The following is a 24,567-nucleotide window of genomic DNA, read 5'->3' on the forward strand; positions in this document are numbered from 1 at the left end:
CCGGCGAGGCTGACCTCGGCCTGCAGGTCCGCCCGCGCGCGCAGTCTTTCGGCCAGCCGCTGTGCCAGCGCTGCCGGCGTGGTGCCGCTCCGTTTCGCCAGCAGCAGCGCCACGTTGGTGCTCAGATCGCCATGGCGCGGATCCCGGGGTGGATCGAGCTGCAGCGGACCCGGCGGCTCGAGCCCGAGTTCCCGCAGCACGGCTTCCAGGATGGACAGGATCTCTGCCTTGACCATGTCGCCTCCGGGGCGTCCTCAACCGGCGAACGCTTCGCTGGGAGCGTCGCCCCAGAGCTTCTCCAGGGCGTAATACGCCCGCGTCTCGGGGAGGAAGACGTGCACCACGATGTGCACGTAGTCCAGCAGGATCCAGCTGCGGGTGTCGTAGCCTTCGCTGTGCCACACCTCGTGCTGCAGCATCTCGAGGCCGTCGACGACGGCATCGGAGACGGCACGCAGCTGCACGTCCGAGGTAGCGGTGCAGAGGACGAAGTAGTCGGCGAAGTTGGTGACCCGGCGGAGGTCCAAGAGCACGATGTCCTCCGCCTTCTTGCTGGCGGCCAGCTCGGCAGCCTTCAACGCCAGCTGGCGCGGACTCAACGCCAACAGCACCTCCGCCAACGCGACGTGGGCGCGCACGTGAGCGCGACAGGGAAACAGGCGCAACCTACCCCAGCAGAGGAGGAGGGTCAAGGGGCCGCGGTGCCGCGAGCGAGAGCCAAGCGCGCTTGCAAGGCGTCGACCACGATGCCGGTGCAGCTGCCGCTTGCGAGCGCCACGATGGCGAAGAGCGGCAGCAGATCCCAGGCACCGCTGCCGGCACCGAGCACCGTGGCCACCAGCGCGAGCTGCGCCAACCCATGCGCACTGGCTCCGAGCACCGAGAGCCCGAGGGGGCTCAAGAGTCGGCCGCCCCAGCGCTGCGCCAGCGTCATCGCCGCCCAGCTCGCCACGCCACCGCCGAGGGCGAGGATCGATTGGGGCCCGAACAGAGTGCCGGCGAAGAAGGCGGCGAGGAGGAGTCGCAGGACCAGGACGATGCCGGCGGCGACCGCCCCGTGTTCGAGGAGCACGAGCAGGGTGACGCCGTTGGCGAGACCGAGACGGATCCAGGGCACAGGGTTGGGCAGCGTGCGTTCGAGCAGCCAGAGGAGCGTGGCGGCAGCGGCGTAGAGGGCCAGGCGCGAGCGCAGCTGCAGCGCCGTACTCGCCTGCCGCCCCTGCACCGAAACGAGCGGCGGCATGGGAGCGGAGCACGCCTCGGGTTCCGCAGCACCGGCGCTCGGCACGGCAGCGGACTCGAGAGCGGTAGGAAGCGCGGGTGGCTGCATCAGCGCGTCACCCCATCCACGTCGAGGCCGGAGCCCGCGAAGCACACCACCACGCGGTTCGGCACGCAGACGAGGCTCCGGCCGGGAGCACGCAGACGGCCGAGGCGCTGGCAGAAGTGGTTGGCGCACGGCGCCGCCACGATCCAGGCTTCGCCATCCTGCAGGCGCAAGCGGGTCACGCCGACCGGGCCGCGGATCTCCATCTCCCGGTCCTGGGACGCCTCGAAGCGACTCTCCCCGTCGGCGCTGCGGACGACGAGCACCGCGGCTCGCTCCGGCTCGGGCTTCCAGGCCCAGGACGCCGGCACCAGCGCGGCGACGGCGAGCAGGACAACGCAGTCCGCCGGCGTCGGCGCCCGCCGGCGCGTCGGGCCAGGAGGCGCGTGCTGGCGCCGCGCCCCCATGCTCAGCTGCTGCGGTGGGTGATGAAATCCACGGCATCCGCCAGCGCGTCCCGCTCGGGACCGGCCGGGAGGTCGCGGAGGGCCTGCTTGGCGCGGCCGCCGTGGAGGAGAGCCCGGGCCCGGGCCTCCTCGATGCCGCCGTGGGTGGCGACGAACTCGAGCATCGTCCCCCACTGGCCGTCGAAGATCTCGCGACTGCGGATGGCCCGCAGCATGCGTTCGCGCTCCGCCGTCGGAGCATTGTGCAACGCCAGGATGAGGGGCAGGGTCACCTTGCCCTCGTGGAGATCGTTGCCCACCGGCTTGCCGACCACGGACTCGTCCCCCAAGTAATCCAGCAGGTCATCGGTGATCTGGAAGGCGAGGCCCACGTCGTTCCCGTAGGCGAGGATGGGTTCGACGGCGGTGGCGCCGCCGCACAGCGCTCCGAGCGCGCAGGAGGCGGCGATGAGCGCCGCGGTCTTCTCGCGGATGAGCAGCATGTACTCGTCCTCACGCATGTCCAGCTTGGCGTGGAACTGGAACTGCATCATCTCTGCCACCGACATCCGGTTCGTCGTCTCCGCCAGCAGCTCCATTTCGCGTTCCAGACCGGCGGCGGTGAAGAGCTGGAAGGCCTTGGAGTAGAGGAAATCCCCCATCATGAGAGCGATGCCGTCGTGCCAGCGGTGGTTCACTGCCGGCTGGCCGCGCCGCAGCGTTGCCTTGTCCACCACGTCGTCGTGGATGAGTGTCGCCGTGTGGATCATCTCCACCACCGCGCCCGCCATGATGCTGCGGCTGCCGGGCTCGCCGTACGCCCGGGCGACGAGGAGCAGCAAGGTGGGACGAAGACGCTTGCCCGGCGACCGCTGCAGGTGCTCCCAGACTTCGTCGATCAGGGGAACGCCGGTCGCCTGGCAACAGTGCTGCAGGAACTCCTCGACCTGGGTCAGATCTTCCTGTACCAGAGCGCGGAAATCCTGGGCATAGACGTTGAAGCGTGCCTCCACGCCGAGCTCCGTTCTCCCCTGCCGCCGGCGGCGCTTGCGGGGAACCGCGGCAAGCATACATGCCCGGCCGCCGAGGCAGAAGCGCCAATCGCCGCGCCCTCGGTCCGCTTCCAGTCTCGTGCCGTACCCGAGACGAATGGCCCAAGTCTCAAGAATTGTTGGTCTTGACCTCGCGGCGGGTGTGTTCCTTGCCGTCGAAGGTGAGGATCTTCCGGCGCTCGAAGACGGTGGTCTCCAAGTGCACCGGCCGCTTCCAGAGCCGGAAGAGATTGCGCAGCGTGTCCTCCGCGTGCTCCAGCTTGAGGTCCACCCCTTCGTGCTCGTGGCGCAGGTACAGCTCACCGCGGTTGCGGTGGTTGCCGTCGGCCACCAGGATGATGGGCTGGCCGAAGTTGGTGAGCTGGAAGAGCAGCTGCTGCTTGATCTTCGGAAATTCCCGGCTGTCGATGTGGTACATGTCGGTCTGCTTGTTGTAACTGAAGTGGAAGAGCTTCTGATCGCGGCAGAAGTCCTCGGTGAGGAAGGTGTCGATGAAGGTGACGTCGTTGTACAGCTTGCGCACCTCGAAGACCTTCTGCAGACCCTGCCCGGTTTTCCGATCCCAACGCCGCTTGTCCTGGTAGTCGTCGCAGGCCTCCCACTCCGGGCCGAACTGCCCGCGGTTCCAGCGCTCCTCGATGTGACGGAACAGCTCCAACCCGATCTTGTAGGGGTTGAAGCCCCCGGGCGGCGTGAGCACCGTCCCCGAGTGGTGGTCGGCGTAGTCCACCACCTCGGAGGCCTGCAACAGGTCCCGGGTCATCATGCGGGAGTGCCAGAAGGTGGCCCAGCCTTCGTTCAAGATCTTCGTCTGCCCTTGCGGGGCGAAGTAGTACGCCTCGTCGCGGACGATGGAGAGGATATCCTGCTGCCAGCGCTCCAGCGGTGCTCGCTCCAGCAGGAAGAGCAGCACGTCGCGCTCCGGCGCTGCCGGCACCTTCCGCACCTCTTCGCTCTGCTGCTGCTTCAGCTGCCGCTGCTTCTCCAGGAACTCCTCGGGATTGATATAGCGGTCCATGTAGCCCTTGGCGCGCAGCCGCGGCACGCCGTGATCCACCACATCCTCCTCGCTGCCAGCGAGCGGCGGCCGGGTGAGAGCCCGCCGCCGCACGTGCGGCGCGTGGAAGTCGATGAGGTTGTCCAGGGACTTGCAGGAATCCATGAAGGACTCCACCGTGTCGGCTCCGTACTTCTCCACGTACTTCCGCACCCGCGTGCCGTGGTTGGCCATGGCGTCCACCATCTTGCGGTTGGTGTGGCGGAACCAGGCGTTGTTCTTGAAGAAGTCCACGTGGGCGTAGACGTGGGCCATCACCAGCTTCTGGTCCACCAGGGTGTTGCACTGCATCAGGTAGGCGTAGGCCGGGTTGTTGTTGATGACCAGCTCGTAGATGCGCTGCAGCCCGTAGGCGTAGCCCTTGGCCAGCTGGTCGTACTCCATGCCGAAGGACCAGTGCGGATAGCGGCTCGGGAAGCCACCGTAGGCGGCGATCTCGTTCATCTGCGCGTAGTCCACCGCTTCGAAGACCACATCGTTGAAATCCAGGCCGTAGCGCCGGGCGACGCCGCCGATCTCCTCGGCCAGGGTCTGCAGGTCGCGGCTCTTGGTGTTCATCGGCCCTTCCCCAGGAAGTCCTTGATGGTGGAGTAAACGGCCTCACGGTCCTTGATCGGCGCGGTCACCAGGGTCTCGGTGCCCTGGAACTCCTTCTCCAGGTCCTTGAGGAACTGGCCGCTGCCGTAGGGGCTCTCCACCTGGCCATAGGCGAACTGGTTCACTCGCTCCAGGATTTCCTCGCGCAGGATGCGGATGCACTCCTTGGTGTCGCCACCGCCCCAGTTGTCGCCGTCGGAGAAATGGAAGGGGTAGACGTTCCAGTCGGACGGCGGGTAGTGCCGCTCCAGGATCTCCTGGCACAGCTTGTAGGCGCTGGAGATCTTGGTGCCGCCGCTCTCCCGGGTGGAGTAGAAGGTCTTCTGGTCCACCTCGTAGGCCACGGCGTCATGGATGATGTAGCGGCTCTCCAGATGCTTGTACTGCGAGCGCAGCCACGTGTCGATCCAGAAGGCGGTGGTGCGCACGATCTCCTTCTGCTCGTCCCCCATGGAACCGGAGACGTCCATGATGTAGAGGATCACAGCGTTGTTCTCCGGCAGCCGCACTTCCCGCCAGGAGCGATAGCGGCGGTCGGGCTGCAGGGGGACGACGATGGGATCTTCGGGATTGTAGGTCCCGGACGCCATCTCGCGCTTCAGCGCTTCGCGGAAGGAGCGGCGGAAAACACGCAGCGACTCCGGACCCGACTGGCGGATGCCGACATAACGCTCCCGGGTGGCGGTGACGTTCTTGCGCCCCCGTGGCTGGATGCGGGGCAGCTCCAGCTCCTCCCCCAGGAGCTTGGCCAGCTCCGCCAGCGGCACGTCCACTTCCATCAGGTGCTGGCCGGCGGCGTCGCCGGCGCCGCTCTCACCCTCCCCCGGCGCCCGCCCGAGGGGCGTGCCCGGCTCGCCCTCGCCCTGGCCGACGCCGCCGGCGCGGTTGCGGCCGTAGCGGAAGCGAGGGATCTCGATCTGCGGGATGGGGATGGAAACGAGATCACGGCCCTTGCGGCCGATGAGCTCGCCATGGGTGATGTACTTGCGCAGCTCGTTCTTGATCCGGCCGCGGACGATGCGGTCGAACCGGCTCTTGTCTTCTTCGATCTTGCGGACCATGCGCACCTGCCGACGTCAGGGCCCGCCGCTTGGCCAGCGGCGGCTCAGGAGCCCTTGATGTCGCCGCGCGCGAAGATGCTGGCGACGTAGTTGAGCACATCCGTGGCGCAGACGTCGCAGTAAGCGTAATTCTTGATCATCCTTGCCTTGATGATGTCGATCTTCTCTTGCGTCTGCTTGTCCACGACGCTGGACACCAAGCTGGTGAGCTTGATGGAATCCTTCTGGTCCTCGAAGAGCTTGAGCTCCAGGGCCTTCTGCAGCCGGGCGTTGGTGGCGTAGTCGAAGGTCTTGCCCTCCAGGGCCAGCGCCCCGATGTAGTTCATGATCTCGCTGCGAAAGTCGTCCTTGCGGCTCTCGGGGATCTCGATCTTCTCTTCCACCGACCGCATCAGGCGTTCGTCCGGATCCTCGTCCTGGCCGGTGTACTTGTTACGCACCTTTTCCTTCAAGGTGTAGGCCTTGACGTGATCGATGTAGTTGGCGCACAGACGGCGCACCGACTCCTCGTCCGCCGAGATGGCGCGCTGCACCTCGTTCTTGACCATGTCCTCGTACTCGGCTTTCACCACCGCCAGCAGCTCGCGACAGCGCTTGCGCTCCTCTTCGTTGGTGATCAGCGAATGGTGCTGCAAGCCGGACTCGAGCTCGTTCATCACCATGAAGGGGTTGATGCAACCCTCGCCGGTGTCGCTCACCAAGGCGTTGGAGATCTTGTCCTGCACGTAGCGCGGCGAGATGCCGTGCATGCCCTCGTTGGGGCCCTCGGCGCGGAGCTCCTTGATGGAGTCCTCGGTGTACCCCGGCAGCATGCGCCCATCGTAGAGCTTCATCTTCTGCATCAAGGTCATCTTGGCCTTCTTCGGCTCTTCGAGGCGCGTCAGCACCGACCAGATCGACGCCACCCGCAGGGTGTGTGGCGCGATGTGCTTGCCCTTCACGATCTTCTCGTTGAAGTCCTTCTGGTAGATCTTGATCTCGTCCCCGAGCCGGGTCACGTACGGCACGTCGATCTTCACGGTGCGGTCGCGGAGCGCCTCCATGAACTCGTTGTTCTGCAGCTTGCGGTACTCCGGCTCGTTGGTGTGGCCGATGATCACCTCGTCGATGGGCGTCTGGGCGAACTTCTTGGGCTTGATGCGGTGTTCCTGCGAGGCTCCCAGCAGGTCGTACAGGAAGGCCACATCCAGCTTGAGGACCTCGATGAACTCCACCAGGCCGCGGTTGGCGACATTGAATTCGCCGTCGAAGTTGAAAGCCCGCGGGTCCGAGTCGCTGCCATACTCGGCGATCTTGCGGTAGTTGATGTCCCCGGTGAGCTCGGTGGAATCCTGGTTCTTCTCGTCCTTGGGCTGGAAGGTGCCGATGCCGATGCGATCCTGCTCGGAGAGCAGCAGGCGCTCGACGCGGACGTTCTGCACCACCCGTGACCAGTCGCCGTCGTAACGCTCCATGAGCATGCTGTAGATGTGGCGGCTGTAGGGGCAGAGGTCGCCGTCCAGGGTGACCCGTTCCCGCTGTGGTAGCTGGGCGTTCACCGGCTCCAGGAGGCGCTGCCGCGACTCCTTCGGGATCAGGTAGAGTGGGTCCTCGTGCATGGGAGTGGCGTGCCAGTTGGGATTCTCCGCCTCGGAGTCCAGGTCGCGCCAGGAGAAGGTGTAGATGGCGCCTTCCTCGGTGCGGGAATAGCGCTCCAGCCCTTTCTTCAGCAAGCGGACGATGGTGCTCTTGGCGCTGCCCACGGGGCCGTGGAGGAGCAGCACGCGGCGCTCGGCGCCGTAGCCGTGCGCCGCCGATTTGAACACGTCCACCAGCCGCATGAGCGCCCCGTCGAGGCCGAAGACGGCGTCGCGGCCATGGTCGATGGGATCGTGGAAGAATTTGTAGTGGAGAACCTTTTCCTTGTTCTCCACATGCTCTTCCACGCCGTAGGACAGGATCATGTCGTACACGCGCTGGTAGGCGTTGCGAGCCACCTTGGGATTCTTGAGGAACAACTCCAGGTAGTCTTCGAATGTGCCGGTCCAGTGGAACTCGCGGTACCGCAACGGGTCGTGCGCGTCGCGGATGTACTGCATCAGACTCCGAGCGTCGCCCATCATGGTGATTGCCTCCCAAACCAGCCGGGCGGCGAGCGGGCTCGCTCGACTCGGCGTCTCCCTGCCCCCCGAGACGAGGCCTCTCTTACACCGTGGCGGAAGAGACGGAGCGTGTACGCCACGGCGAGGCCGTCGCCGAAGTTTCAAGCAAGGGTCGTACCGGTAGGGGTCTCCCCGAGCGGTAGACCCAAGGACTACGGCGGGCGTGGCCTGGCGACCGGGTCGCCGACTGCTAGGGGGCGGCAGGGCCTGCCCGCCGGGTCAAAGCTTCTCGATGCTGACAACGCGCGCCGGCGTGGCGAGTTCCCACCGGGTCCGTCGGCGGCGCCGCAACCGCCTGGAGGACAGGAAGGTCCCACCCGACAGGCAGTTGCCCACCGCGCAATCCCGACACGTATCAAGGTGAGACAGCTTCGTGATCCACGTCGGGATCCGGGTCTGTTTCGGTGCTGCGGCGAGACTGGCGCCTTCGTCCGACCACGAAGGCGAGGCCGATGGCGCCCATGTAGAGCACCACCATGGGAATCGCCATCATCACCTGGGACACCGCGTCGGGAGGGGTGAGCCACGCCGCGACGATGAAGATGATGACGACGCCATAGCGCCACTGGGACAGCAGCTGCCGCGGCGTCACCAGGCCGAGCCAGGCGAGGAGCACGATGACCACGGGGATTTGGAAGACCAAGCCGAAGGCGAGGCAGAACTTGGTCACGAAGGAGAAGTACTGGGTGACGTTGATGATGGGCTTCAGCGTGGCGGCGGAGAAGGAGAGGAAGAAGCTCACCATGCGCGGCACTACGAAGGCGTAGGCGAAGGCCAATCCCAAGTAGAAGAGCAGGGTGCTGGCGAGCAGAACGGGGAAGACGAAGCGCTTCTCGTTCTGGAACAGACCGGGGGCGACGAAGCTCCATACCTGCATCAGCAGGATCGGCATGGCGACGAGCAAGCCGACGGCGATGCTCACTTTGAAGCGGATCATGAAGCCTTCGGTGGGATTGAAGTAGTGCACCTGGCCGAGCTCGGCCGGGACGAGCAGTCCGAGCAGTCGTTCCGAGACGAACCAGCCGGCGGTGGCTGCCGCGGCGCCGACCAGGAGCATGCGGATGAGGGTCGCCCGCAGCTCCTCCAGGTGCTGGAAGAAGGACATCGTGCGGAGCGGCGCGCGTTGCGGCTTCTTGCCCGCGGGGGGCGGCGTGGCGCCCGCGGCGACGAGGGCAGCGTCAGGACTCACGGCGCTTCTCCTGCAGGAGACCGCGCAGCTCTTCCATGAACTGGTTGACGTCCCGGAAAGAACGATAGACCGAGGCGAAGCGCACGTAGGCCACTTCGTCCAGGGACTGCAGGCGGTTCATCACGGCTTCGCCGATCTCCCGCGAGGGGATCTCGCTGCGGCCGTCGGCGAGGAGAACGCGCTCGACCTCGTCCACCAGCTCCTCGAGCTGCTGCCGCGAGATCGGCCGCTTCTCGCACGCCTTGACCAGGCCGGTGAGGATGCGGTCACGCTCGTAGGCCTGCCGCTGTCCGTCCTTCTTGATCACCAGCACCGGGGTCTGCTCGATGAACTCGTAAGTCGTGTAGCGCTGGTGGCAGCCGGTGCACTCGCGGCGCCGGCGCACTCCCATGCCGTCGCGCACGGAGCGCGAATCGACGACCTTGTCGTCTTCGTGGCCGCAGGCCGGACAGCGCACCGGGCCACCCCTCAGACGGGCGTCAGCCAGCCGTGCCGGTCCTCGAGGTCACCGCGCACGAGTCCGAGGAAGAGCTCTTGCGCTCGCCGCGTCAGCGGTCCCATGGAACCGTCGGCGACCACGATGCGATCGACGGAGCGGATCGCCACCACCTCCGTCGCCGTGCCGGTGAAGAAGACCTCGTCCGCCACGTACAGGGCCTCGCGCGGGATGTCCTCTTCGCGCACCTCGATGCCGTCCTGCCGCAGCAAGGTGATCACCGAGTCGCGGGTGATCCCGGGCAGGACGCCGGCCGCGAAGGGCGGGGTGCGGACGACGCCGTCACGGACGACGAAGATGTTTTCGCCGCTGCCCTCGCAGACGTACCCCCGCGGATCGAGGGCGACGCCTTCGGTGAAGCCGTTGAGCACGGCCTCCATCTTGATGAGCTGGCCGTTCATGTAGTTGGCACTGGCCTTGGCCATCGCGGGGATGGTGTTCGGATGCATGCGCCACCAGGAGGAAACGCAGACGTCCACGCCCGCCGCCGCCGAGTGGTCCCCCAGGTAGGCGCCCCAGTCCCAGGCCACGATGCTGCTGCACACCGGGCTGCCCAGGGGGTTGACGCCGGGCGTACCGAGTCCCCGGTACACCAAGGGGCGCAGGTAGCAGGCTTCGAACTTGTTGGCCTGCACGGTCTCGCCCATGGCCTGGGCGAACTCTGCCTCCGTGTATGCCGGCTGCATGCGATAGATGCGCGCCGAATCGAAGAGCCGGCGCACGTGCTCGCGCAAGCGGAAGATGGCGGGCCCCTTCGGAGTCTTGTAGCAGCGCACGCCCTCGAAGACGCTGCTGCCGTAGTGGAGAGCGTGAGCCATGACGTGCACCGTGGCCTCTTCCCACGCCACGAGGTCGCCGTCCATCCACACGAGGAGATCGGTGCGGAACGGCGCTTTCCCGGAATCGAGGCTCTTGCTCCCGGTCTTCTTCCGCGTCATCTCTTTCATTCCGCCTCCTCGCTGGCGGCGGCGCCGCCAGGCGTGAGCCAGCGCCGAAGCTCACGCCTCCCGGCTCGTGGCTTCGGCCAGAAAACGCTCCACGCTGGCCTCCACCAGCGCCTGGAGCTCCTGCAGGGTCCGGCGGTACGCCCCCAGATCCCCACCGATGGGGTCGATCACTGCAGCGCCCTTGCCGACGCCCTCGGCATAGTCCCGCAGCAAGTGCACTCGCGACGCCGCGGCCGGCGACAGCCGACGCAAGGCGTCCACGTGCGCCGGCGCCATCGCCAGCACCAGCGCTGCCCCGGCGAGCATCTCCGGCGTCACCCGGCGGGCTCGGTGCGCCGTGAGATCCAGCCCGACCTCGGCGGCCACCTGCTGCGCCAAGACGCTCGGGGGCTCACCGTCCCATGCATCCGTCCCGGCAGAGCGAGCCTGCACGGACGCGGCTCCGACTTCCAGCCGTCGCGCGGCGATGACTTCTGCCAGCGGGCTGCGGCAGGTGTTGCCGGTGCACACGAAGAGAATCTCCACGGTGCGCCTCACCTTGCCCCGCCTCACCCGACCGGCGTCGTTCCGAGACTCGCGTCCAGGTCGAACAGTCCCCGGCGCAGGAGCCGTGGCGGCCAGCTGGTGCAGTCCACCAGAGTCGATCCCGGTCCCGGGGCCCGCGTTTCGAGACCGCGGTCGCGGCAGAACCAGAGATCAGTCTCACTGCCGAAGACCGCGTCGATCTCTCCTTCCCGCAACAGCGCTGCTGCGCCCGTGCGGTTGACGCTCGTCGAGAGTACGGCCGCACCGAGTCGCGCCAAGAGGGCGCGCAGCCGCGGGTGCGCCGGAACTCGGAACGCTGCCGTCGCTCCTGATTCTACCGTTTCTCCCCAGGGCTGCGCCTCCTGAACGCGCAGCACCGCGGTGAGCGGCGCCGGCCAGAGCCGCCGGAGGAAATCGAGCGCCCTCGGATCCTGGCCCGGAGTCAGGTAGGAAAGTAAGGCATCGAAGCAGGGCAAGAGGGCGAGGAAGCTCCTCGGGCTCTCGATCCCTTTCCAGGCCGCGATCCGCCGCCTGCCCGCTTTGGAGGTGGCGACGGCGGAGAAACCATAGAGAGTCTCGGTCGGCAAGATCATCGCCTCCCCATCGGCAAGCAGACGGCAGGCCAGGTGGATTCCGCCCGGCTCGCCGAAGTCCATACACCGCATCCGCTTAAGTCCCCCACGCAGCACGCAGCGCGGCCAGGCGGGAACGCAGCGCTGCATCCTCGAGCGCCAGGATCTGCGCCGCCAGGAGCGCCGCATTGACCGCCCCCGGCTTGCCGATGGCCATGCAGGCCACCGGGACACCCCGGGGCATCTGCACGGTGGAAAGAAGTGCATCGAGTCCGCGCAGCGCCCCAGCCTCCAGGGGAACCCCGATGACCGGAAGCGGCGACGAAGCTGCCACCGCCCCGGCCAGATGGGCCGCCATGCCGGCGGCGGCGACGAGGACCCGGAGACCGCGGGCCTCCGCTTGCAGCGCATAGTCGCGGACGCGCTCCGGCGTCCGGTGCGCCGAGAGCACCTGCAGCTCCGCGGGGATACCGAGCTCCTGCAGCTGTCGCAGGCAGTGCTCCATGATCTCGCGGTCCGATTCGCTCCCGATCAAGATGCCGACGCGCGGCTCTGCCACGATGCACGCTCCAGGGCTCGAAGGGCGATGTCCTTGCGGTGGAAGCTGCCGGGGATGTGAAGGGCGCCGACGCCGGCATAGGCACGCTCCCGCGCTGCGGCCATGCTGCTGTCGCTGCCGACGACGGTGACGATGCGACCCCCGCTCGTCAGCCATTCCGTGCCGTGGCGGCGGACGCCGCCGGCGAACACGGTGACGCCGAGCTCGCGCGCCGCCTCGAGGCCGTGGATGGGGCGATCGAGTTGCGGCGCCTCGGGGTAACCCTCGGAGGCGACCACCACGCCCACGGTGCAGCGATCTTCGTGCAACGCGCAGGGCGCCGCGGTCACATCGCCTGCCGCCGCGGCCAGAAGCAGGGCGAGGAAATCGCTGCGCAGGCGCGGCAGCAAGACCTGCGCTTCCGGATCTCCGAGTCGACAGTTGTATTCCAGCACCTGTGGTCCCGCCGTCGTGAGCATCAATCCCAGGTAGAGGAAGCCGCGGTACGGCTGGCCTTCGTCCAGCATCCCCGCGAGCGTCGGCGCCAGGATACGCGACTCGACCGCGGCGAGGACCTCGTCTTGCAGATGCGGCACCGGCGAATAGGCCCCCATGCCGCCCGTGTTCGGGCCGCGGTCGCCGTCGAAAGCGCGCTTGTGATCCTGGGCGCAGCCGAGGAGTCGATGGTTGTAGCCGTCGGTGAGGACGAACACGGAAAGCTCTTCGCCGACGAGCAGATCTTCCAGGACGACGCGTCGGCCGGCATCACCACAAGCACCTTCCACGAGCAGGCGACGGAGTACGTGCACCGCTTCGTCGTGCTCCTGCACGACGAAGACGCCCTTCCCCGCCGCCAGACCATCGGCCTTGATGACGAAGGGGAGGGATCGCCCTGCCGCCGCCGCGCGGGCGGCGGCGAAGTCCTCGTGCACGCTGAAAGGGGCGGTGGGAATGGCATGGCGGCCCATGAATTCCTTGGCCCAGGCCTTCGAACCCTCGAGACGCGCGGCCTCGGCAGAAGGCCCGATGAAGCGCAGCCGGTGGCGATCGAAAATGTTCCAAGCGCCCCGCACCAAGGGATCCTCGCTGCCGGCAACGACGAGGCCGATGCCCTGGCGTCGCGCCCAGTGGGCGAGCGCCTCGAGATCGCCGAGCCCCAAGGCGACCGGGCGTGCGACATCGAGAATGCCGTCGTTGCCCGGCGCGACGAAGACCTCGTCGGCACCGCGGCTCGCTGCGAGAGCCGCAGCCAGGGCGTGCTCCCGCGCGCCGCTTCCCAGAACCAGAATACGCATGCAGCAATCCTTCCGTGCACCAGCGCCGCCCGCACGGCCACGGGTGAAGGGCAGGGTCGCAGCCATTCAACACGAGAGATGGAGCGCTGGCAAGGCGCGCTGCAGCCACCGGTGCCGTCATCACACCGTGAAGGATCCCGGGAGCCAGGAGGCGCTAGCGGCGCCGATGGACCGGTCCAATGCGCACGAGCTCGAGCCGCACCGGTGTGCTTCGCTCCAGATCGAGCGCCAGGAGGGTGGTGGCGGCTTCGAGTCGCAGCGGCTGCACCCAGAGGTCGAGAGGTGCGACCCCCGCTCCGACATGATAGGAGAGCTGCAGGTGTTCCCCCCTCGCCACCGCACGCTCGAGGCGGAGCAGCAGCGGGTCCACCTCGGGTCGCCGCCGGGCGCGGCCGCGCGGCGCGGGCATGAAGACGCCGGGGAGCGCGTCGAGACGGGCCACACCGGCCGCCGCGAGAACATCGAGCAAGACAGCGAGAACGCGCGCTGTGGTGCGCGCGTCCTCCAGCGCCCGGTGCAGATTCCCGGTGACGAGACCGAGGCGCGACGCGACCCGCCCGAGAGCGGCGGGAGGGCCGAGGAGACGGCGTGAGAGGAGAAGGGTATCCACGACGGGGGCGGTGAACGGTTCGCGTCCGGCTTCGACGAGGGCTCGCTGCAGAAACGGCAGGTCGAAGCCGGCATTGTGGAAGACGAGAACTCGGCCGCACGCCGTTTCCACGAGCCACGGCAGCGCCTGCTCCAGCCGCGGCGCCTCGAGGAGCGCCGCAGCGGCGATGCCGTGCACGGCGCGAGCCGCCTGGGTGACCGGCTGGCGCGGCTGCACCAGCGTGGCGAACTCGCGGCGCAGCTCGCCCTCGCCGAGCACCACGGCGCCGATCTCGAGGATGTCGTCGTCCTGCTCCGGACCGCCGCCCGTCGTCTCCAGGTCGATGGCGCAAAACTCGAGTGTGGCGATCTCCCGTTCACCCCAAGGCGGCGGCAGGAGCGGCTCACGAGCGCGTGGGGCGGCGCCACGGCGCCGGGGCGCTTTCCTATCGCGCCGCGTCAGGGCGCGCCGCTTGGCTCGACGGAGCAGCGCGGCGACTTCTCGCCTTCCCGCCACGGCGGGCGTGATGAGCCGCTCGCCCGCGCCGCCGCGCCCGACGGAGCGGCCTTGCAACCAGTCGGGAGCTTCGGCGTCCACCCACTCGTAACCCTCGCTGCCTTTCCTGCTCTCCCGAGACTGCGACATGGGTGCAGTGTGGCAGATCCGCCGTGTTCCGGGCGCACCATCCATCCCATTCAATGGGCCGCGAGGGGGAAGTTGCGCTCCCCCGCTTTCACCGCGAAGTCGAGGCGGTTCTCCGGCGGCGCCACCGGACAAATCCAGTGGGGGCTGTAGGCGCAGTACGGATTGTAGGCGCGATTGAAGTCGAGACGGAACTGTCCGGGCCCGAGCGGCTCGGGGTCCAGATAGCGCCCTGCCCCGTAGGTCTCGGCGCCGGAGGTGGCGTCGGTGAAGGGCAGGAAGAGATGGGTACCATCGAGGGCTTCGAAGAGCGTGAGCTGGTGCTCCCGTCCGCCGTGTTGGAAGCGGAACACTCCCTTGCGGCGGTAAGGGTCGAAGGTGTCGTGCGAGGTCGGGAATTGCAGCGTGTCCGCCTGGGCGGGCGGCTGCAAGGACAGGGTGAACACCAGGTCGAAATTGGGCGGATAGTAGGACAGACCCTTGAAGCGCGGTCTCGTTTCCGGGGCGATGGGGCTTTCGGACGATTGTAGGAAGCGGTCCTTTTCCGTCCGGCTCCGCATCAGCGCCTCGACATAGGCGCGCTGCTCCGGCGTGCGCGTACAAGAACTGCTGGCGGCGAAAAGCAACAGGGCCGCGAGCAGCAGCCCACGCCTCATGGACGGGCCGCCACCGCGCAAGCTGCCTGAAGCGCCGTGCGCGCCGCGGGCGGATAGCAGAGGCCGTAGTCGAGGATGCGCCAGCGTCCCTCGTTCTGCCCGAGCCGCAGATTGACGAACGCTCCGGGGTCGAGGCTCGCCGCCAGCTCCTGCGGCACCGCCACCGGTCCGAGGAGAGCCCGGGAGGAAAGGGGTCGGAGGACGAGGTGCGAACCGCCGCGAGCCACGATCTCGCAATAGTCGTCCACCTGCGCCGCCGGCCGCGTGGTGCGACGGGCCGGTTGCAGCTGCTCCAGGAGTTCCGAGGCCCGGGCGGCCCGGATCACCGCCCGCGCGATCGATTTGGTTTCGCGGCGGAATCCCCGCCGCCGGCGCGGCGAAGCATCCTGGGTGAGCCAGGCCACGAAGACACGAGCCGCGGCGCAGAAGAGACGGGTGCGCCGCACATCTTGAGGACCCAGCCGGCGCAGATACCAGTGACCGAGGAACGCCCGGAGCTCCCGCGCCGGCAGACGCGCCGCCGCACCTCGACGCAGGCCGAGATAGGTGTCGAGACCCAGGGCCAGATCTTCGTAGGTCGCCAGGTGGGCGTGCCGCGAGCGACCGCGCACGTCGAGGAGGAATCGTTGCAGCAACGCGTCCATCGGCTCCCCTACCCGCCACCTGCCGGAAACCACCTCCCGCATGTCGCCACGCCGATGCCGGCGAGGGCAAGCGAAAAGCGCCCGCTATCGCGGCGCCCTCCGCGCTGGGACTGGCTCGCCGGGGTGACCCGGGTTCCCTTCGCTTGCTGGTACACAGAACCGAAGGGGTCGAGGCGACTCGTGGTGCAAGTCGGCGATCGATCATGCACCAGCGCTTCGACCCTTCGACCGAGATGACAGCTGGAAAGATCCGACCCAGATCGGTGTCCGGCACCTTCGGCCTAGACGTCGGACAAATGTCCTCTGAAGTGGACAGCAGGGGACTCGCTCGGACCCTCGCGAGCGGGCGAATCCGACGCTCCCAACAGAATCGTAAGCTATTGTAATTATTCATCTTGATGAATAATTCCAGACGCAATGGGAGCTTACGGTGTTTCTGGCACTCGTAGTGCTCTACATGACATTCGCGAGCGATCGGGTTCAGAGAGAAGTCGGATCACTCGGACTTGACAGAGCGGAGACTTCGTCCCCCCCTTGAAGTCTCCGCTCTTTTTTTGTGGTCCGACGGTCCGTTCTCTCCACCTTCTTCCCCCTTCCATTCCCACTCTCTTTTCCAGGCCAGGCGCCATTTCCCCCCTGGCGTGCTGCTGCATGCCTCGCCCGCCCAAGGATCATCGACCGACCGGTTGAGGCTCCAGCGCGGGCATGGCGGGCTCGAAACCGTCCGCCGGCGCCGTGGCCGCGATGGCGTCCCGGACCACGTCCCGTACCCGTTCCTCCGTCCACTCGAGATCGCGTCCGGCGAGAAACCCCTGGAAGCCGTCACCTCCTTGCGCGAGGAAATTGTTGGTCACCACGAGGAACTCTTTCTCTCGGGCCAGAGGGCGCCCTGCTTCGTCGCAGAGCTCGTCGCCGGCGCCAAGGCGCGCCCCGGCGAGACGCGCTTCCCTAGGGTTCGAAGCCACGAAGGCGGCGAGATCTTCGCCGCGCAGCCGCGCCGTCACCAGGATGTTTTCGAAAGGGACGAGTTCGAAGATGTCGCCTTCGGTGATCGCGCCAGCCTCGAACTCGGTGCGGACGCCGCCGATGTTGGTCACCGCGACGTCCGCTCCGACACGTTCCTGCATCGCCGAGGCGATGAACGCCGCCAGGGCCTCCTCGTCCAGGCGCCGCGAAGCGCGCCCACAGACGCGGGAGACGAAGGGCGCGGTGGTGCGCTGCACCGAATCCACGAACGCCGCCACCGCTGCATCCGGTGCCGCCGGCAGGGAATCGGCGTGCACGGGGATCCACACGGCCTCGGCACCGAGGACACGCCGGCCGTCCCAGCGCAACACGATCCGCCCGAGCGCCCTTCCCTTGGTACCGGCGGTGACCACGGGAATCCCTGCGACCTCTCCCGCCACGTAACCATGAATGTGCCCGCCGACGATGGCATCCACTCCCCGGGCGCGCTGCGCCAGAGCGGCGAGCGGGCCCCTGATGGCACCGGTGGAGTCGTGCCAAGCACCGATGTGACAGAGCAGCACCACGAGATCGGCACCCTCCGCGCGCACCAGGGCGACGAGCGAGTCGATCTGCTCCTCCGGCGGCCCGAAGCGCAGGCTCGCCACGTTCTGTGGCATCGTCACCCTGGGCGTCTCCGGGGTGATGAAACCGATGACGCCGAGCTTGATCCCGTCGCGCTCGAGGACGGCGTGGCTCCGCGTCCACTCGGGTTTCCCGCCGTTCTTCTCGAACACGTTCGCCGCCAGCATGGGGAAGCGCATCTCCCGCAGCCGCGCGCGCAGCGTATCGATCCCCCAGTCGAACTCGTGGTTGCCGATCGCCGCCGCGTCCACGCCGAGGCGTTCGAGGTAGCCCACCGTGGACCGGCCGTAGGAAAAGTTCGACTCCGGTGTCCCCTGCCAGTCGTCCCCCGCGTCCAAGAGAAAGGTGCGCCGCGGCCGCAGCTGGCGTTGGGCTCGGACCTCCGCCGCCAAGGCCAGCCCGCCACCCCAAGGACGGCCGCTCTCGGGCTCGATGCCGCCGTCCCCGAGCGCCCCGTGGAAGTCGTTGAGGCTGAGAAGAGTGACCTCGACGGGCCGGCGGGCGCAGCCCAGGGCCAGCAGGAGAAGAAGAAGAGTCACCAGAGCGCCGCTGGCTCGCATGCGACTGCCTTCGTTCCGCCTCGCCATCATTCCTGCCCTCGATCCATGCGGAGCCGGCATCGCCTCCGCCTCAGCGCAACGGTTCGAGCGGCCGGCCGAGAGCGGCCGGGGGCCGGCTGCGACCGATGACGCCGGCGAGAGCGACCATGGTCACCACATAAGGGAGCATCTGCAGGAACTGCGTCGGAATGCCGAGGGCACCGCCTTGCAGCTGGATCTGCACCGCCTCGGCGGCGGCGAAGAGCAGACAGGCGAGCGCCGCGCCGCGGGGCGTCCACTTGCCGAAGATGAGGGCGGCGAGGGCGATGAAACCGCGGCCGCTCGACATGCCGGCAGTGAACTGGTGCTGCTCGAGGGCGAGCCAGGCGCCCCCGAGAGCGGCCAGAGCACCGGAGAGGACGACCCCCGTCCAGCGCAGGCGGACGACGGGCACGCCGAGCGACAGCGCCGCCTCGGGGTGCTCGCCGGTGGCGTGCAGGCGCAGTCCGAAGACGGTGCGCCGGAAGAGCAGCTGCGAGACGACCACGGCGAGCACGGCCAGCAACACGAGGGGGGTGCAGAAGAGCACTCGCGTCACGCTCCAGGAGGCGAGACCTGGGAGGTCCCAGGACGGAATGCCGGCGATGCGCTCCGAGTTGGCGGAGCTGCCGAAGACGAGCGTGAGGAGGAACTTCGTCGCCCCCATGGCGAGCAGGTTGAGACCGAGGCCGCTCACGATCTGGTTGGCGCCGAAGCGCACGCAGATGAGAGCGTGCAGTGCCCCCAAGCCGCCCCCCGCCACGCACGCCGCCCCGACGCCGAGCCAGCCTGCCACAGCCCCGCCAAGTCCGGCGCTCTCCGCGGCGTGGGCGGCGACGACACAAGCGAAGGCTCCGGTGAGCAGCATGCCCTCGAGGGCGATGTTGATGACGCCGGAGCGCTCGCTGTAGAAGCCGCCGAGGGCGGCGAAGACGTAGGGAACGGCGATGCGCAGCGTGGCGGCCACGAGCAAACCGGCCAGGGGCAGCGCTTCCATCAGGAGACCTCCTCCCGACGCCGCAGCGCCAGACGGCGCACCTGGGCCGCCACATCGCCGGGCCGGGCGAGCACGATGACGAGCAAGATGACCAGGGCCTGCAGGATGTCCACGAACTCTTTCGGCACCAACCCGTTGATCACGAAACCGCCGCGATCCAGGGCACCGAAGAAGAGCGCCGCGGGCACGATACCGGCGGGATGGGTGCTGCCGAGAAGGGCCACAGCGATGCCCTTGAAACCGGCTTCCGCTGTGAAGCCTTCTTCGAAGTAGTACTTGTACCCCTGGACGAAGTTCGCCGCCGCGGTTCCGGCGAGGGCCCCGGAGAGCGCCATGGCTTCCACCAGCCGGCGCCGCACCGGGATGCCGGCGCTCCGCGCCGCGCTTTCCGAGAGTCCCACGGCCCGGACCTCGTAGCCCCAGCGCGTGCGCCAGAGCGCGAGGGCGCAGAGAGCGCAGAGCAGGAGCTGCAGCAGGAGCGCCAGGTTGAGCGGGGCGCCGCGAAAGGCGGGAAGCATCGTCTCCAGGCGTGGCAGCCGCGCTGCCGCTGGGATTTCCGCCGTGTGCACCGACTCGAAGAGCGCCAGCTTCTCCACCAAGATCCAGCTTCCGAGGGCGAAGGCCACGAAGTTGAGCATGATGGTGTTGATCACTTCGTGCACGCCGAGAAAAGCGCGGAGCAGCGCGGGCAGAAGCGCCACGAGCGCGCCCGCAAGAGCACCGGCCAGGAGGACGAGCGGCACCGCCACGAGGGCTGGGCAGCCATCGCCGAGGGCGAGGGCGAAGGCGGCGGAGGCCAGGCCGGCCAAGTACATCTGGCCTTCGGCGCCGATGTTGAACAGGCCGGCGCGGAAAGCCACGGCGACCGCGAGACCGGTGCCGATCAACGTCGTGGCCTTGAACAGCACCTGCCCGAAGCCGTAGGCCGAGCCGAAGATGGCGTCGAAGAGCGTGGTGTAGACCGTGACCGGGTCCTGCCCGAGAACCGCGACAAGAATCGCGCCGGCGGCGAGCGCGAGACCGATGGCCGCGAGGGGTCCGGCGAGCGGCCGCGCCCAGCGCCCGAGAATCCCCGGCAACACTCTGGTGCCGCGAGCCTTCACGCCTCGCTCTCCTTGCCGCCGGTCATCCACAGACCCAGACGGGCCGGTGTCGCCTCGGCGGCGCTGCAGGTGCCGGCGACGCGCCCCGAGTACAGCACGAGAACTCGATCGGCGAGCGCCAGGATCTCGTTCAGGTCGGCCGAGACGAGGAGAACGGCGCGACCTGCATCGCGGGCTTCGAGAATGCGTTCGTGCAAGAAGGCGATGCCTCCGATATCGACGCCCCGCGTCGGCTGGACGAGGAGGAGGAGCGACGGCTCGCGTCCCATTTCACGACCGACCACGAGGCGCTGCTGGTTGCCGCCCGAGAGAACGGCGGCCGGGAAGGACGGCATCGCGGGCCGCACCTCGAAACGGCGCAGCAACGTCTCGGCCCGCGCCGCGACGCGGCGGGGCGAGAGCCAGGCGCGGTTGCCGAGGTCCGGCTCGCGCTGGCGGCCGAGGATGGCGTTCTCGTCGATGCGAAGCGCCGGGATCAGCCCCTCACGCAGGCGATCGCCCGGCACGTAGGCGAGACCGCGGGCGCGTCGCGCCGCCGTGCCGAGCCTCGTCACGTCCTCACCGTGGAGTTCGATGCTGCCGCCCACGACGGGTTCGAGACCGAGGAGCGCGTGTGCCAGCGCCTGCTGCCCGTTGCCCTCGACGCCGGCGACGCCCAGGATCTCGCCACCCCGCACCTCCAGCGAGACACTCTGCAGCGCTTCCCTCTTCCCTGCCGTCCGCAAGCTGTCGCAGCGCAGCACGATGGGCTCGCGTCTGTCTGTCACGCGCACCTCCGTCTCCTGCAGCGGCGCCACGGCACGACCGCCCGGTTCGTGGCCCGATCCGCGTGCCCGCGACGGCGCACGCACCTCGCGCCCCACGATGGCGCGGGCGAGCCGGCCGAGATCCGCCTGCGCCGCCGGCATCTCGTCCACGACTTTCCCGTCACGCAGCACGGTCACCGCGTCGGAGACGGCGAGGACCTCGTGCAAGCGATGCGAGATGAGGAGCACGGTGTGCTGCTCCCGCACCAGCTGCCGCAGGATGGCGAAGAGGTCTTCCGCCTCGCTCGGCGCCAGCACGGCGGTGGGTTCGTCGAGGATGAGGACGCGGGCGCCCCGGACGAGGACCTTGAGGATCTCGACCCGCTGCTGTTCGCCGACACCGAGATCGCCGACGCGGGCGTCCGGATCGATGGCGAGACCAAAGCGCGCCGCCGTCTCGCGCACGAGCCGGCGCGCTGCCGCCGCATCGAACCAGGCACCCCGCCGTGGTTCATGGCCGAGCACGACGTTTTCGAACACCCGCAACGTCGGCACGAGCATGAAGTGCTGGTGCACCATGCCGAGACCGAGGGCGATGGCGCGAGCCGTGCCGCCTCGGCCAAGGAGCTCGCCCTGGATGCGCACCTCCCCGGCGTCGGGCCGGAGCTCGCCATAGGCCACCCGCATCAGCGTCGTCTTGCCGGCGCCGTTCTCGCCGACGAGGGCGTGGATGCGGCCGCGGGGAACGGCGAGGGAGACATGGTCGTTGGCGACGGTGCCCGGAAAGCTCTTGCTGATGTCCCGGAGTTCCAGGGCGGGGGTGTTCATGCAGGCGTCATTCGCGCGGCACCGGCAGGAGCCCGGCGGCGATGGAGTCCTGCAGCACCTGCACGCGGGCGAAGACGGCGTCGGGCAAGAGCTCCCGGTTGCGCGCGTCGTGGACCAGGTGGACGCCGCCTTCCCGCAGGCCGAACTCCTGGATGCCGCCCTGGAAGCTTGCCTCCTGCACCCGTTGCACTGTCTCGAACACGGCGATGTCCACGTCCTTCACCATGCTGGTGAGGATGATTCCAGGCGCCTCGTCGTACTGGTCCGAGTCCACCCCGATGGCGAGCTTGCCATGCTCGCGGGCGGCTTCGAAGACGCCGAAGCCGGTCGTTCCGGAGGCATGGAAGATGACGTCGGCGCCCCGCCCGTACATGCTGTGGGCGAGTTCCTTGCCCTTCGCCGGATCCTTGAAGGCCTGGGCGGTGACGCCGGCATACCCCACCAAAACCTCAGTGGCCGGCGCCACGTGCTTCGCTCCGGCGCGATACCCTGCCTCGAACTTGTGGATCAGCGGCACGTCCATGCCGCCGACGAAGCCGATGATGCCGCTCCGCGCTACCAGGGCCGCCGCCGCGCCGGCGAGGAACGAGCCTTCTTCTTCGCGGAACTTGAGCCCCACCAAGTTGGGCGGCAAGGCCTGCGGGGCGCCCTGGGCATCGAGCTTGACGGTGTAGTCCACGCAGGCGAACTTCACCTCCGGGTACTCCCGCGCCATCTTCTCGATGTCGTCGCTGAACATGAAGCCGACACCGATGACGAGGGCGAAACCGCGGCTCGCATACTCTCGGAGGCCCGTCTCCCGGTCGGCACCTTCTGAGGGTTCGAGGACCTCGAAGCGCACGCCCAACTCGCGTCCGGCCCGCTCCAGTCCGCGATAGGCCGAATCGTTGAAGGATTTGTCGCCCCGGCCACCGAGGTCGAAGACGAGACCGACGCGCAGAGCATTGCCGGCCTCGCCCCCCTGCCGCGAGCAATTGCAACAGGTGAGGGCGGCGAGCATGGCCACGCCCACGAGAGCACCACGCGTTGCCTGCCGCATCGCCGCCTCCAGGGCGGACATTCTAGCGGCGGCTTCCGCTCGCTGGCAACCCGACGACCGCATGGACGTGGTGGCACTCGGCTGGTACCTTCGGTCTCCTGCAGGCTCGAGAATACTCCTACGGTCCGCGCGGCCGCGGAGGTGGATCATGTCGAGTACGACGTCGCTCGAAGTAGGCTCCGTACTTTCTCTCTGGCGTTATCCAGTGAAGTCCATGGCGGGAGAGGAGCTGCAGTCCACCGAGGTCACCGGGCTCGGCCTGCTCGGAGATCGCGCCTATGCACTGGTGGACGCGTCCAGCGGCAAGGTCGTGAGCGCCAAGAACCCCAAGAAGTGGAAAGGGCTCTTCGACCTCCGTGCCACCTTCATCGAGCCCCCGGCGGCCGGCGCCAAGCTGCCTCCCGTGCGCATCGCCTTGCCAGACGGTACGACGGTGCACACGGCCCAACGGGAGTTCGAGGCGATCCTATCGCGCCTTCTCGAGCGGCAAGTCAGGCTTGACATGATCGAGACACACATTCACGCCGCCGCGCCGGCGTCCGGGGAGGCAGGGCCGGTCAACGCCGAAGCGTACTGGCCGGATATGGACGGCCTCGACCACCGAGACACGGTCACCGATTTCACTCTCCCGGCGGGAACCTTCTTCGACTGCGCCTCCGTGCACCTTCTCACCACGGCGACCCTCGCGCGGCTGCACGAACTGCAACCCCAAGGACGCTTCGAGGTGCGCCGCTTCCGGCCCAACATCGTCATCGAGCCCACCTCGGGCGAGAAGGTGTTCCTGGAAGACGCCTGGCTCGGGCGCACCTTGGCGCTGGGGGCGAAGGTGCGCTTGGAGATCACCGGTCCCTGCGGGCGCTGCGTGATGACGACGCTGCCCCAGGGTGATCTCCCGCGGGACTTAGGGATCTTGCGCACGGTCGCGGAGCACCATGGGGCCCAGGTAGGCATCTACGCTGCCGTGGTGCAGGGTGGCACGATCCGCCGTGGTGATCCCGTGCGCCTCGTCCCCTGAGCTCAGGCGCAAGAGACGCCGATGCGCGTGCCGGTGGTGCCGGCGAGCGCCGCCGACAAGTGCTCGGGATCGGTGATGATGGCCTCGACGCCTCCCGCAGCGAGGAAGTCGAGCGCGGCGCGGATCTTCGGCCCCATGCTCCCGGCGGGGAATTCGCCGGCAGCGAGAAGGGCCTCGGCTTCCTCGCGGTCAATGCGGTGCAGCGGCGCTGCGGCCGGCGTACCGAAGCCGCGCATCACCGTTTCCACCCCGGTGAGGAGGATGAGACGCTCGGCGCGGAGCTGGGTGCCGAGAAGGACGGCGGCATGGTCCTTGTCGACGACGGCTTCGACGCCGACCCACTCGCCGCCGCGGCGCACCACGGGCACGCCCCCGCCGCCGACGCAGTTCACGATCACCTCGGCATCGACCAGGGCGCGGATGACGCCGATCTCCACGATACGGAGCGGCCGCGGACTCGGCACCAGCCGCCGCCAGCCTCGTCCCGCATCCTCCTTCAGGGCCCAGCCTTTCTCGCGCCCCAATCGTTCCGCCTGCACCGGCGTGTAGAAGGGACCGATGGGCTTGCTCGGCGCGCGGAAGGCCGGATCGTCCGCGCCCACCTCCACCTGGGTGATCACCGTCACCACCTCGCGCCGCACGCCGGCGCGGGCGAGGGCGTTCTGCAGCGCCTGCTGCACCATGTAGCCGATGCCGCCCTGGGAATCGGCGCCACAGATGTCCAAGGGCATGGGTGGGATCTCGTGGGCCATGGCCTCGTTGCGCAAGGCGATGTTGCCGATGATCGGCCCGTTGCCGTGGGTGAGGACGACGCGCACGCCGCGCCCCACCTGCGCCGCCACCTGCGCCATGGTGGTGCGGGCGAGGGCCCGCTGCGCCTCGATGTCCGCAGCTCCATGGGCGGGGATGATCGAGTTGCCCCCGAGCCCCACCACACACAGTTCCCCGCTCGGCATG

General features: G+C 68.3%; 25 protein-coding genes. 1 reads left to right on the forward strand and 24 read right to left on the reverse strand.

Annotated elements, in window-relative coordinates; all coding sequences use genetic code 11:
- The 23 genes from argS to VFE28_08570 all read right to left on the reverse strand — a co-directional run.
- Positions 1 to 236, reverse strand: a 236-nt coding sequence (argS, locus tag VFE28_08460; GenBank protein HZM16017.1) for an arginine--tRNA ligase, incomplete at its 3' end; no start/stop codon positions are given.
- An 18-nt stretch (positions 237 to 254) separates the two neighbouring features.
- Positions 255 to 605, reverse strand: a complete 351-nt coding sequence (gene rsfS / locus VFE28_08465) for a ribosome silencing factor (protein HZM16018.1) — start codon at positions 603 to 605, stop codon at positions 255 to 257.
- 83 nt (positions 606 to 688) lie between these two features.
- Positions 689 to 1,330 (reverse strand): Gx transporter family protein, encoded by a 642-nt coding sequence (locus VFE28_08470; GenBank protein ID HZM16019.1) that lies wholly within the window; start codon positions 1,328 to 1,330, stop codon positions 689 to 691.
- A complete protein-coding gene (locus VFE28_08475; GenBank protein HZM16020.1) occupies positions 1,330 to 1,734 on the reverse strand; it encodes a NusG domain II-containing protein in 405 nt (134 codons plus the stop codon). Before VFE28_08475 ends, VFE28_08470 begins: the two co-directional genes overlap by 1 nt.
- 2 nt (positions 1,735 to 1,736) lie before the next feature.
- Positions 1,737 to 2,726, reverse strand: coding sequence for a polyprenyl synthetase family protein (locus tag VFE28_08480; protein ID HZM16021.1), 990 nt, complete (start codon positions 2,724 to 2,726; stop codon positions 1,737 to 1,739).
- 148 nt (positions 2,727 to 2,874) lie between these two features.
- Complete coding sequence (locus tag VFE28_08485; protein HZM16022.1) at positions 2,875 to 4,380, reverse strand: SpoVR family protein; 1,506 nt, start codon at positions 4,378 to 4,380, stop codon at positions 2,875 to 2,877.
- Positions 4,377 to 5,480 carry a DUF444 family protein gene (locus tag VFE28_08490; GenBank protein HZM16023.1) on the reverse strand — a complete coding sequence of 368 codons (1,104 nt, stop codon included), beginning with the start codon at positions 5,478 to 5,480 and terminating at the stop codon, positions 4,377 to 4,379. The genes VFE28_08485 and VFE28_08490 overlap by 4 nt, the downstream gene beginning before the upstream one ends.
- 44 nt (positions 5,481 to 5,524) lie before the next feature.
- Positions 5,525 to 7,579: a serine protein kinase gene (locus tag VFE28_08495; protein HZM16024.1), complete on the reverse strand. Its 2,055-nt coding sequence runs from the start codon at positions 7,577 to 7,579 to the stop codon at positions 5,525 to 5,527.
- A 397-nt stretch (positions 7,580 to 7,976) separates the two neighbouring features.
- Entirely contained in the window at positions 7,977 to 8,810 is an 834-nt protein-coding gene (gene tatC, locus VFE28_08500) for a twin-arginine translocase subunit TatC (protein ID HZM16025.1), read from the reverse strand.
- Positions 8,800 to 9,267: a transcriptional regulator NrdR gene (nrdR, locus tag VFE28_08505; GenBank protein ID HZM16026.1), complete on the reverse strand. Its 468-nt coding sequence runs from the start codon at positions 9,265 to 9,267 to the stop codon at positions 8,800 to 8,802. Before nrdR ends, tatC begins: the two co-directional genes overlap by 11 nt.
- Before the next feature lie 11 nt (positions 9,268 to 9,278).
- Positions 9,279 to 10,169 (reverse strand): branched-chain amino acid transaminase, encoded by an 891-nt coding sequence (locus VFE28_08510; protein ID HZM16027.1) that lies wholly within the window; start codon positions 10,167 to 10,169, stop codon positions 9,279 to 9,281.
- Between the two features lie 135 nt (positions 10,170 to 10,304).
- Positions 10,305 to 10,790: a low molecular weight protein arginine phosphatase gene (locus VFE28_08515; protein ID HZM16028.1), complete on the reverse strand. Its 486-nt coding sequence runs from the start codon at positions 10,788 to 10,790 to the stop codon at positions 10,305 to 10,307.
- A gap of 11 nt (positions 10,791 to 10,801) precedes the next feature.
- On the reverse strand, positions 10,802 to 11,539 hold the full coding sequence (locus tag VFE28_08520) for an L-threonylcarbamoyladenylate synthase (protein ID HZM16029.1): 738 nt from the start codon (positions 11,537 to 11,539) through the stop codon (positions 10,802 to 10,804).
- On the reverse strand, positions 11,448 to 11,909 hold the full coding sequence (gene purE / locus VFE28_08525; protein HZM16030.1) for a 5-(carboxyamino)imidazole ribonucleotide mutase: 462 nt from the start codon (positions 11,907 to 11,909) through the stop codon (positions 11,448 to 11,450). Before purE ends, VFE28_08520 begins: the two co-directional genes overlap by 92 nt.
- Positions 11,882 to 13,183 carry a phosphoribosylamine--glycine ligase gene (gene purD, locus VFE28_08530; protein ID HZM16031.1) on the reverse strand — a complete coding sequence of 434 codons (1,302 nt, stop codon included), beginning with the start codon at positions 13,181 to 13,183 and terminating at the stop codon, positions 11,882 to 11,884. The genes purE and purD overlap by 28 nt, the downstream gene beginning before the upstream one ends.
- 154 nt (positions 13,184 to 13,337) lie before the next feature.
- Positions 13,338 to 14,417, reverse strand: a complete 1,080-nt coding sequence (locus VFE28_08535) for a 3'-5' exonuclease (GenBank protein ID HZM16032.1) — start codon at positions 14,415 to 14,417, stop codon at positions 13,338 to 13,340.
- A gap of 50 nt (positions 14,418 to 14,467) precedes the next feature.
- Entirely contained in the window at positions 14,468 to 15,070 is a 603-nt protein-coding gene (locus VFE28_08540; GenBank protein ID HZM16033.1) for a DUF1684 domain-containing protein, read from the reverse strand.
- On the reverse strand, positions 15,067 to 15,714 hold the full coding sequence (locus tag VFE28_08545) for a hypothetical protein (protein ID HZM16034.1): 648 nt from the start codon (positions 15,712 to 15,714) through the stop codon (positions 15,067 to 15,069). The genes VFE28_08540 and VFE28_08545 overlap by 4 nt, the downstream gene beginning before the upstream one ends.
- A gap of 671 nt (positions 15,715 to 16,385) precedes the next feature.
- The gene (locus tag VFE28_08550) at positions 16,386 to 17,864 is read right to left on the reverse strand and encodes a 5'-nucleotidase C-terminal domain-containing protein (GenBank protein ID HZM16035.1); all 1,479 of its coding nucleotides are present in this window, start codon (positions 17,862 to 17,864) and stop codon (positions 16,386 to 16,388) included.
- 70 nt (positions 17,865 to 17,934) lie between these two features.
- Positions 17,935 to 18,879: an ABC transporter permease gene (locus VFE28_08555; protein ID HZM16036.1), complete on the reverse strand. Its 945-nt coding sequence runs from the start codon at positions 18,877 to 18,879 to the stop codon at positions 17,935 to 17,937.
- On the reverse strand, positions 18,879 to 19,982 hold the full coding sequence (locus VFE28_08560; GenBank protein HZM16037.1) for an ABC transporter permease: 1,104 nt from the start codon (positions 19,980 to 19,982) through the stop codon (positions 18,879 to 18,881). The genes VFE28_08555 and VFE28_08560 overlap by 1 nt, the downstream gene beginning before the upstream one ends.
- Positions 19,979 to 21,556, reverse strand: a complete 1,578-nt coding sequence (locus tag VFE28_08565) for an ABC transporter ATP-binding protein (protein ID HZM16038.1) — start codon at positions 21,554 to 21,556, stop codon at positions 19,979 to 19,981. Before VFE28_08565 ends, VFE28_08560 begins: the two co-directional genes overlap by 4 nt.
- A 7-nt stretch (positions 21,557 to 21,563) precedes the next feature.
- Entirely contained in the window at positions 21,564 to 22,595 is a 1,032-nt protein-coding gene (locus VFE28_08570) for a BMP family ABC transporter substrate-binding protein (GenBank protein ID HZM16039.1), read from the reverse strand.
- 148 nt (positions 22,596 to 22,743) lie between these two features.
- On the opposite strand from VFE28_08570, the gene VFE28_08575 reads away from it, so the two are divergent.
- Entirely contained in the window at positions 22,744 to 23,610 is an 867-nt protein-coding gene (locus tag VFE28_08575) for an MOSC N-terminal beta barrel domain-containing protein (GenBank protein HZM16040.1), read from the forward strand.
- A gap of 2 nt (positions 23,611 to 23,612) precedes the next feature.
- Here the strand turns inward: VFE28_08575 and arcC are convergent, their stop codons facing one another.
- Positions 23,613 to 24,566, reverse strand: coding sequence for a carbamate kinase (arcC, locus tag VFE28_08580; protein ID HZM16041.1), 954 nt, complete (start codon positions 24,564 to 24,566; stop codon positions 23,613 to 23,615).
- Between the last annotated feature and the right edge of the window lies 1 nt (position 24,567).

Source organism: Candidatus Krumholzibacteriia bacterium, assembly GCA_035649275.1.
Classification (GTDB): Bacteria; Krumholzibacteriota; Krumholzibacteriia.

Bases quoted from the DNA above. Each gene is read 5' to 3' on its own strand.
- VFE28_08470 (HZM16019.1), bottom strand. From the start codon at position 1,330: ATGCAGCCACCCGCGCTTCCTACCGCTCTCGAGTCCGCTGCCGTGCCG.
- VFE28_08475 (HZM16020.1), bottom strand. From the start codon at position 1,734: ATGGGGGCGCGGCGCCAGCACGCGCCTCCTGGCCCGACGCGCCGGCGG.
- VFE28_08485 (HZM16022.1), bottom strand. From the start codon at position 4,380: ATGAACACCAAGAGCCGCGACCTGCAGACCCTGGCCGAGGAGATCGGC.
- VFE28_08490 (HZM16023.1), bottom strand. From the start codon at position 5,480: ATGGTCCGCAAGATCGAAGAAGACAAGAGCCGGTTCGACCGCATCGTC.
- VFE28_08495 (HZM16024.1), bottom strand. From the start codon at position 7,579: ATGGGCGACGCTCGGAGTCTGATGCAGTACATCCGCGACGCGCACGAC.
- VFE28_08510 (HZM16027.1), bottom strand. From the start codon at position 10,169: ATGGACGGCGACCTCGTGGCGTGGGAAGAGGCCACGGTGCACGTCATG.
- VFE28_08520 (HZM16029.1), bottom strand. From the start codon at position 11,539: ATGCGGCGCTCCTGGCGGCGCAGATCCTGGCGCTCGAGGATGCAGCGC.
- purD (HZM16031.1), bottom strand. From the start codon at position 13,183: ATGCGTATTCTGGTTCTGGGAAGCGGCGCGCGGGAGCACGCCCTGGCT.
- VFE28_08535 (HZM16032.1), bottom strand. From the start codon at position 14,417: ATGTCGCAGTCTCGGGAGAGCAGGAAAGGCAGCGAGGGTTACGAGTGG.
- VFE28_08540 (HZM16033.1), bottom strand. From the start codon at position 15,070: ATGAGGCGTGGGCTGCTGCTCGCGGCCCTGTTGCTTTTCGCCGCCAGC.
- VFE28_08545 (HZM16034.1), bottom strand. From the start codon at position 15,714: ATGGACGCGTTGCTGCAACGATTCCTCCTCGACGTGCGCGGTCGCTCG.
- VFE28_08550 (HZM16035.1), bottom strand. From the start codon at position 17,864: ATGCGAGCCAGCGGCGCTCTGGTGACTCTTCTTCTTCTCCTGCTGGCC.
- VFE28_08555 (HZM16036.1), bottom strand. From the start codon at position 18,879: ATGGAAGCGCTGCCCCTGGCCGGTTTGCTCGTGGCCGCCACGCTGCGC.
- VFE28_08565 (HZM16038.1), bottom strand. From the start codon at position 21,556: ATGAACACCCCCGCCCTGGAACTCCGGGACATCAGCAAGAGCTTTCCG.
- VFE28_08570 (HZM16039.1), bottom strand. From the start codon at position 22,595: ATGCGGCAGGCAACGCGTGGTGCTCTCGTGGGCGTGGCCATGCTCGCC.
- VFE28_08575 (HZM16040.1), top strand. From the start codon at position 22,744: ATGTCGAGTACGACGTCGCTCGAAGTAGGCTCCGTACTTTCTCTCTGG.
- arcC (HZM16041.1), bottom strand. From the start codon at position 24,566: ATGCCGAGCGGGGAACTGTGTGTGGTGGGGCTCGGGGGCAACTCGATC.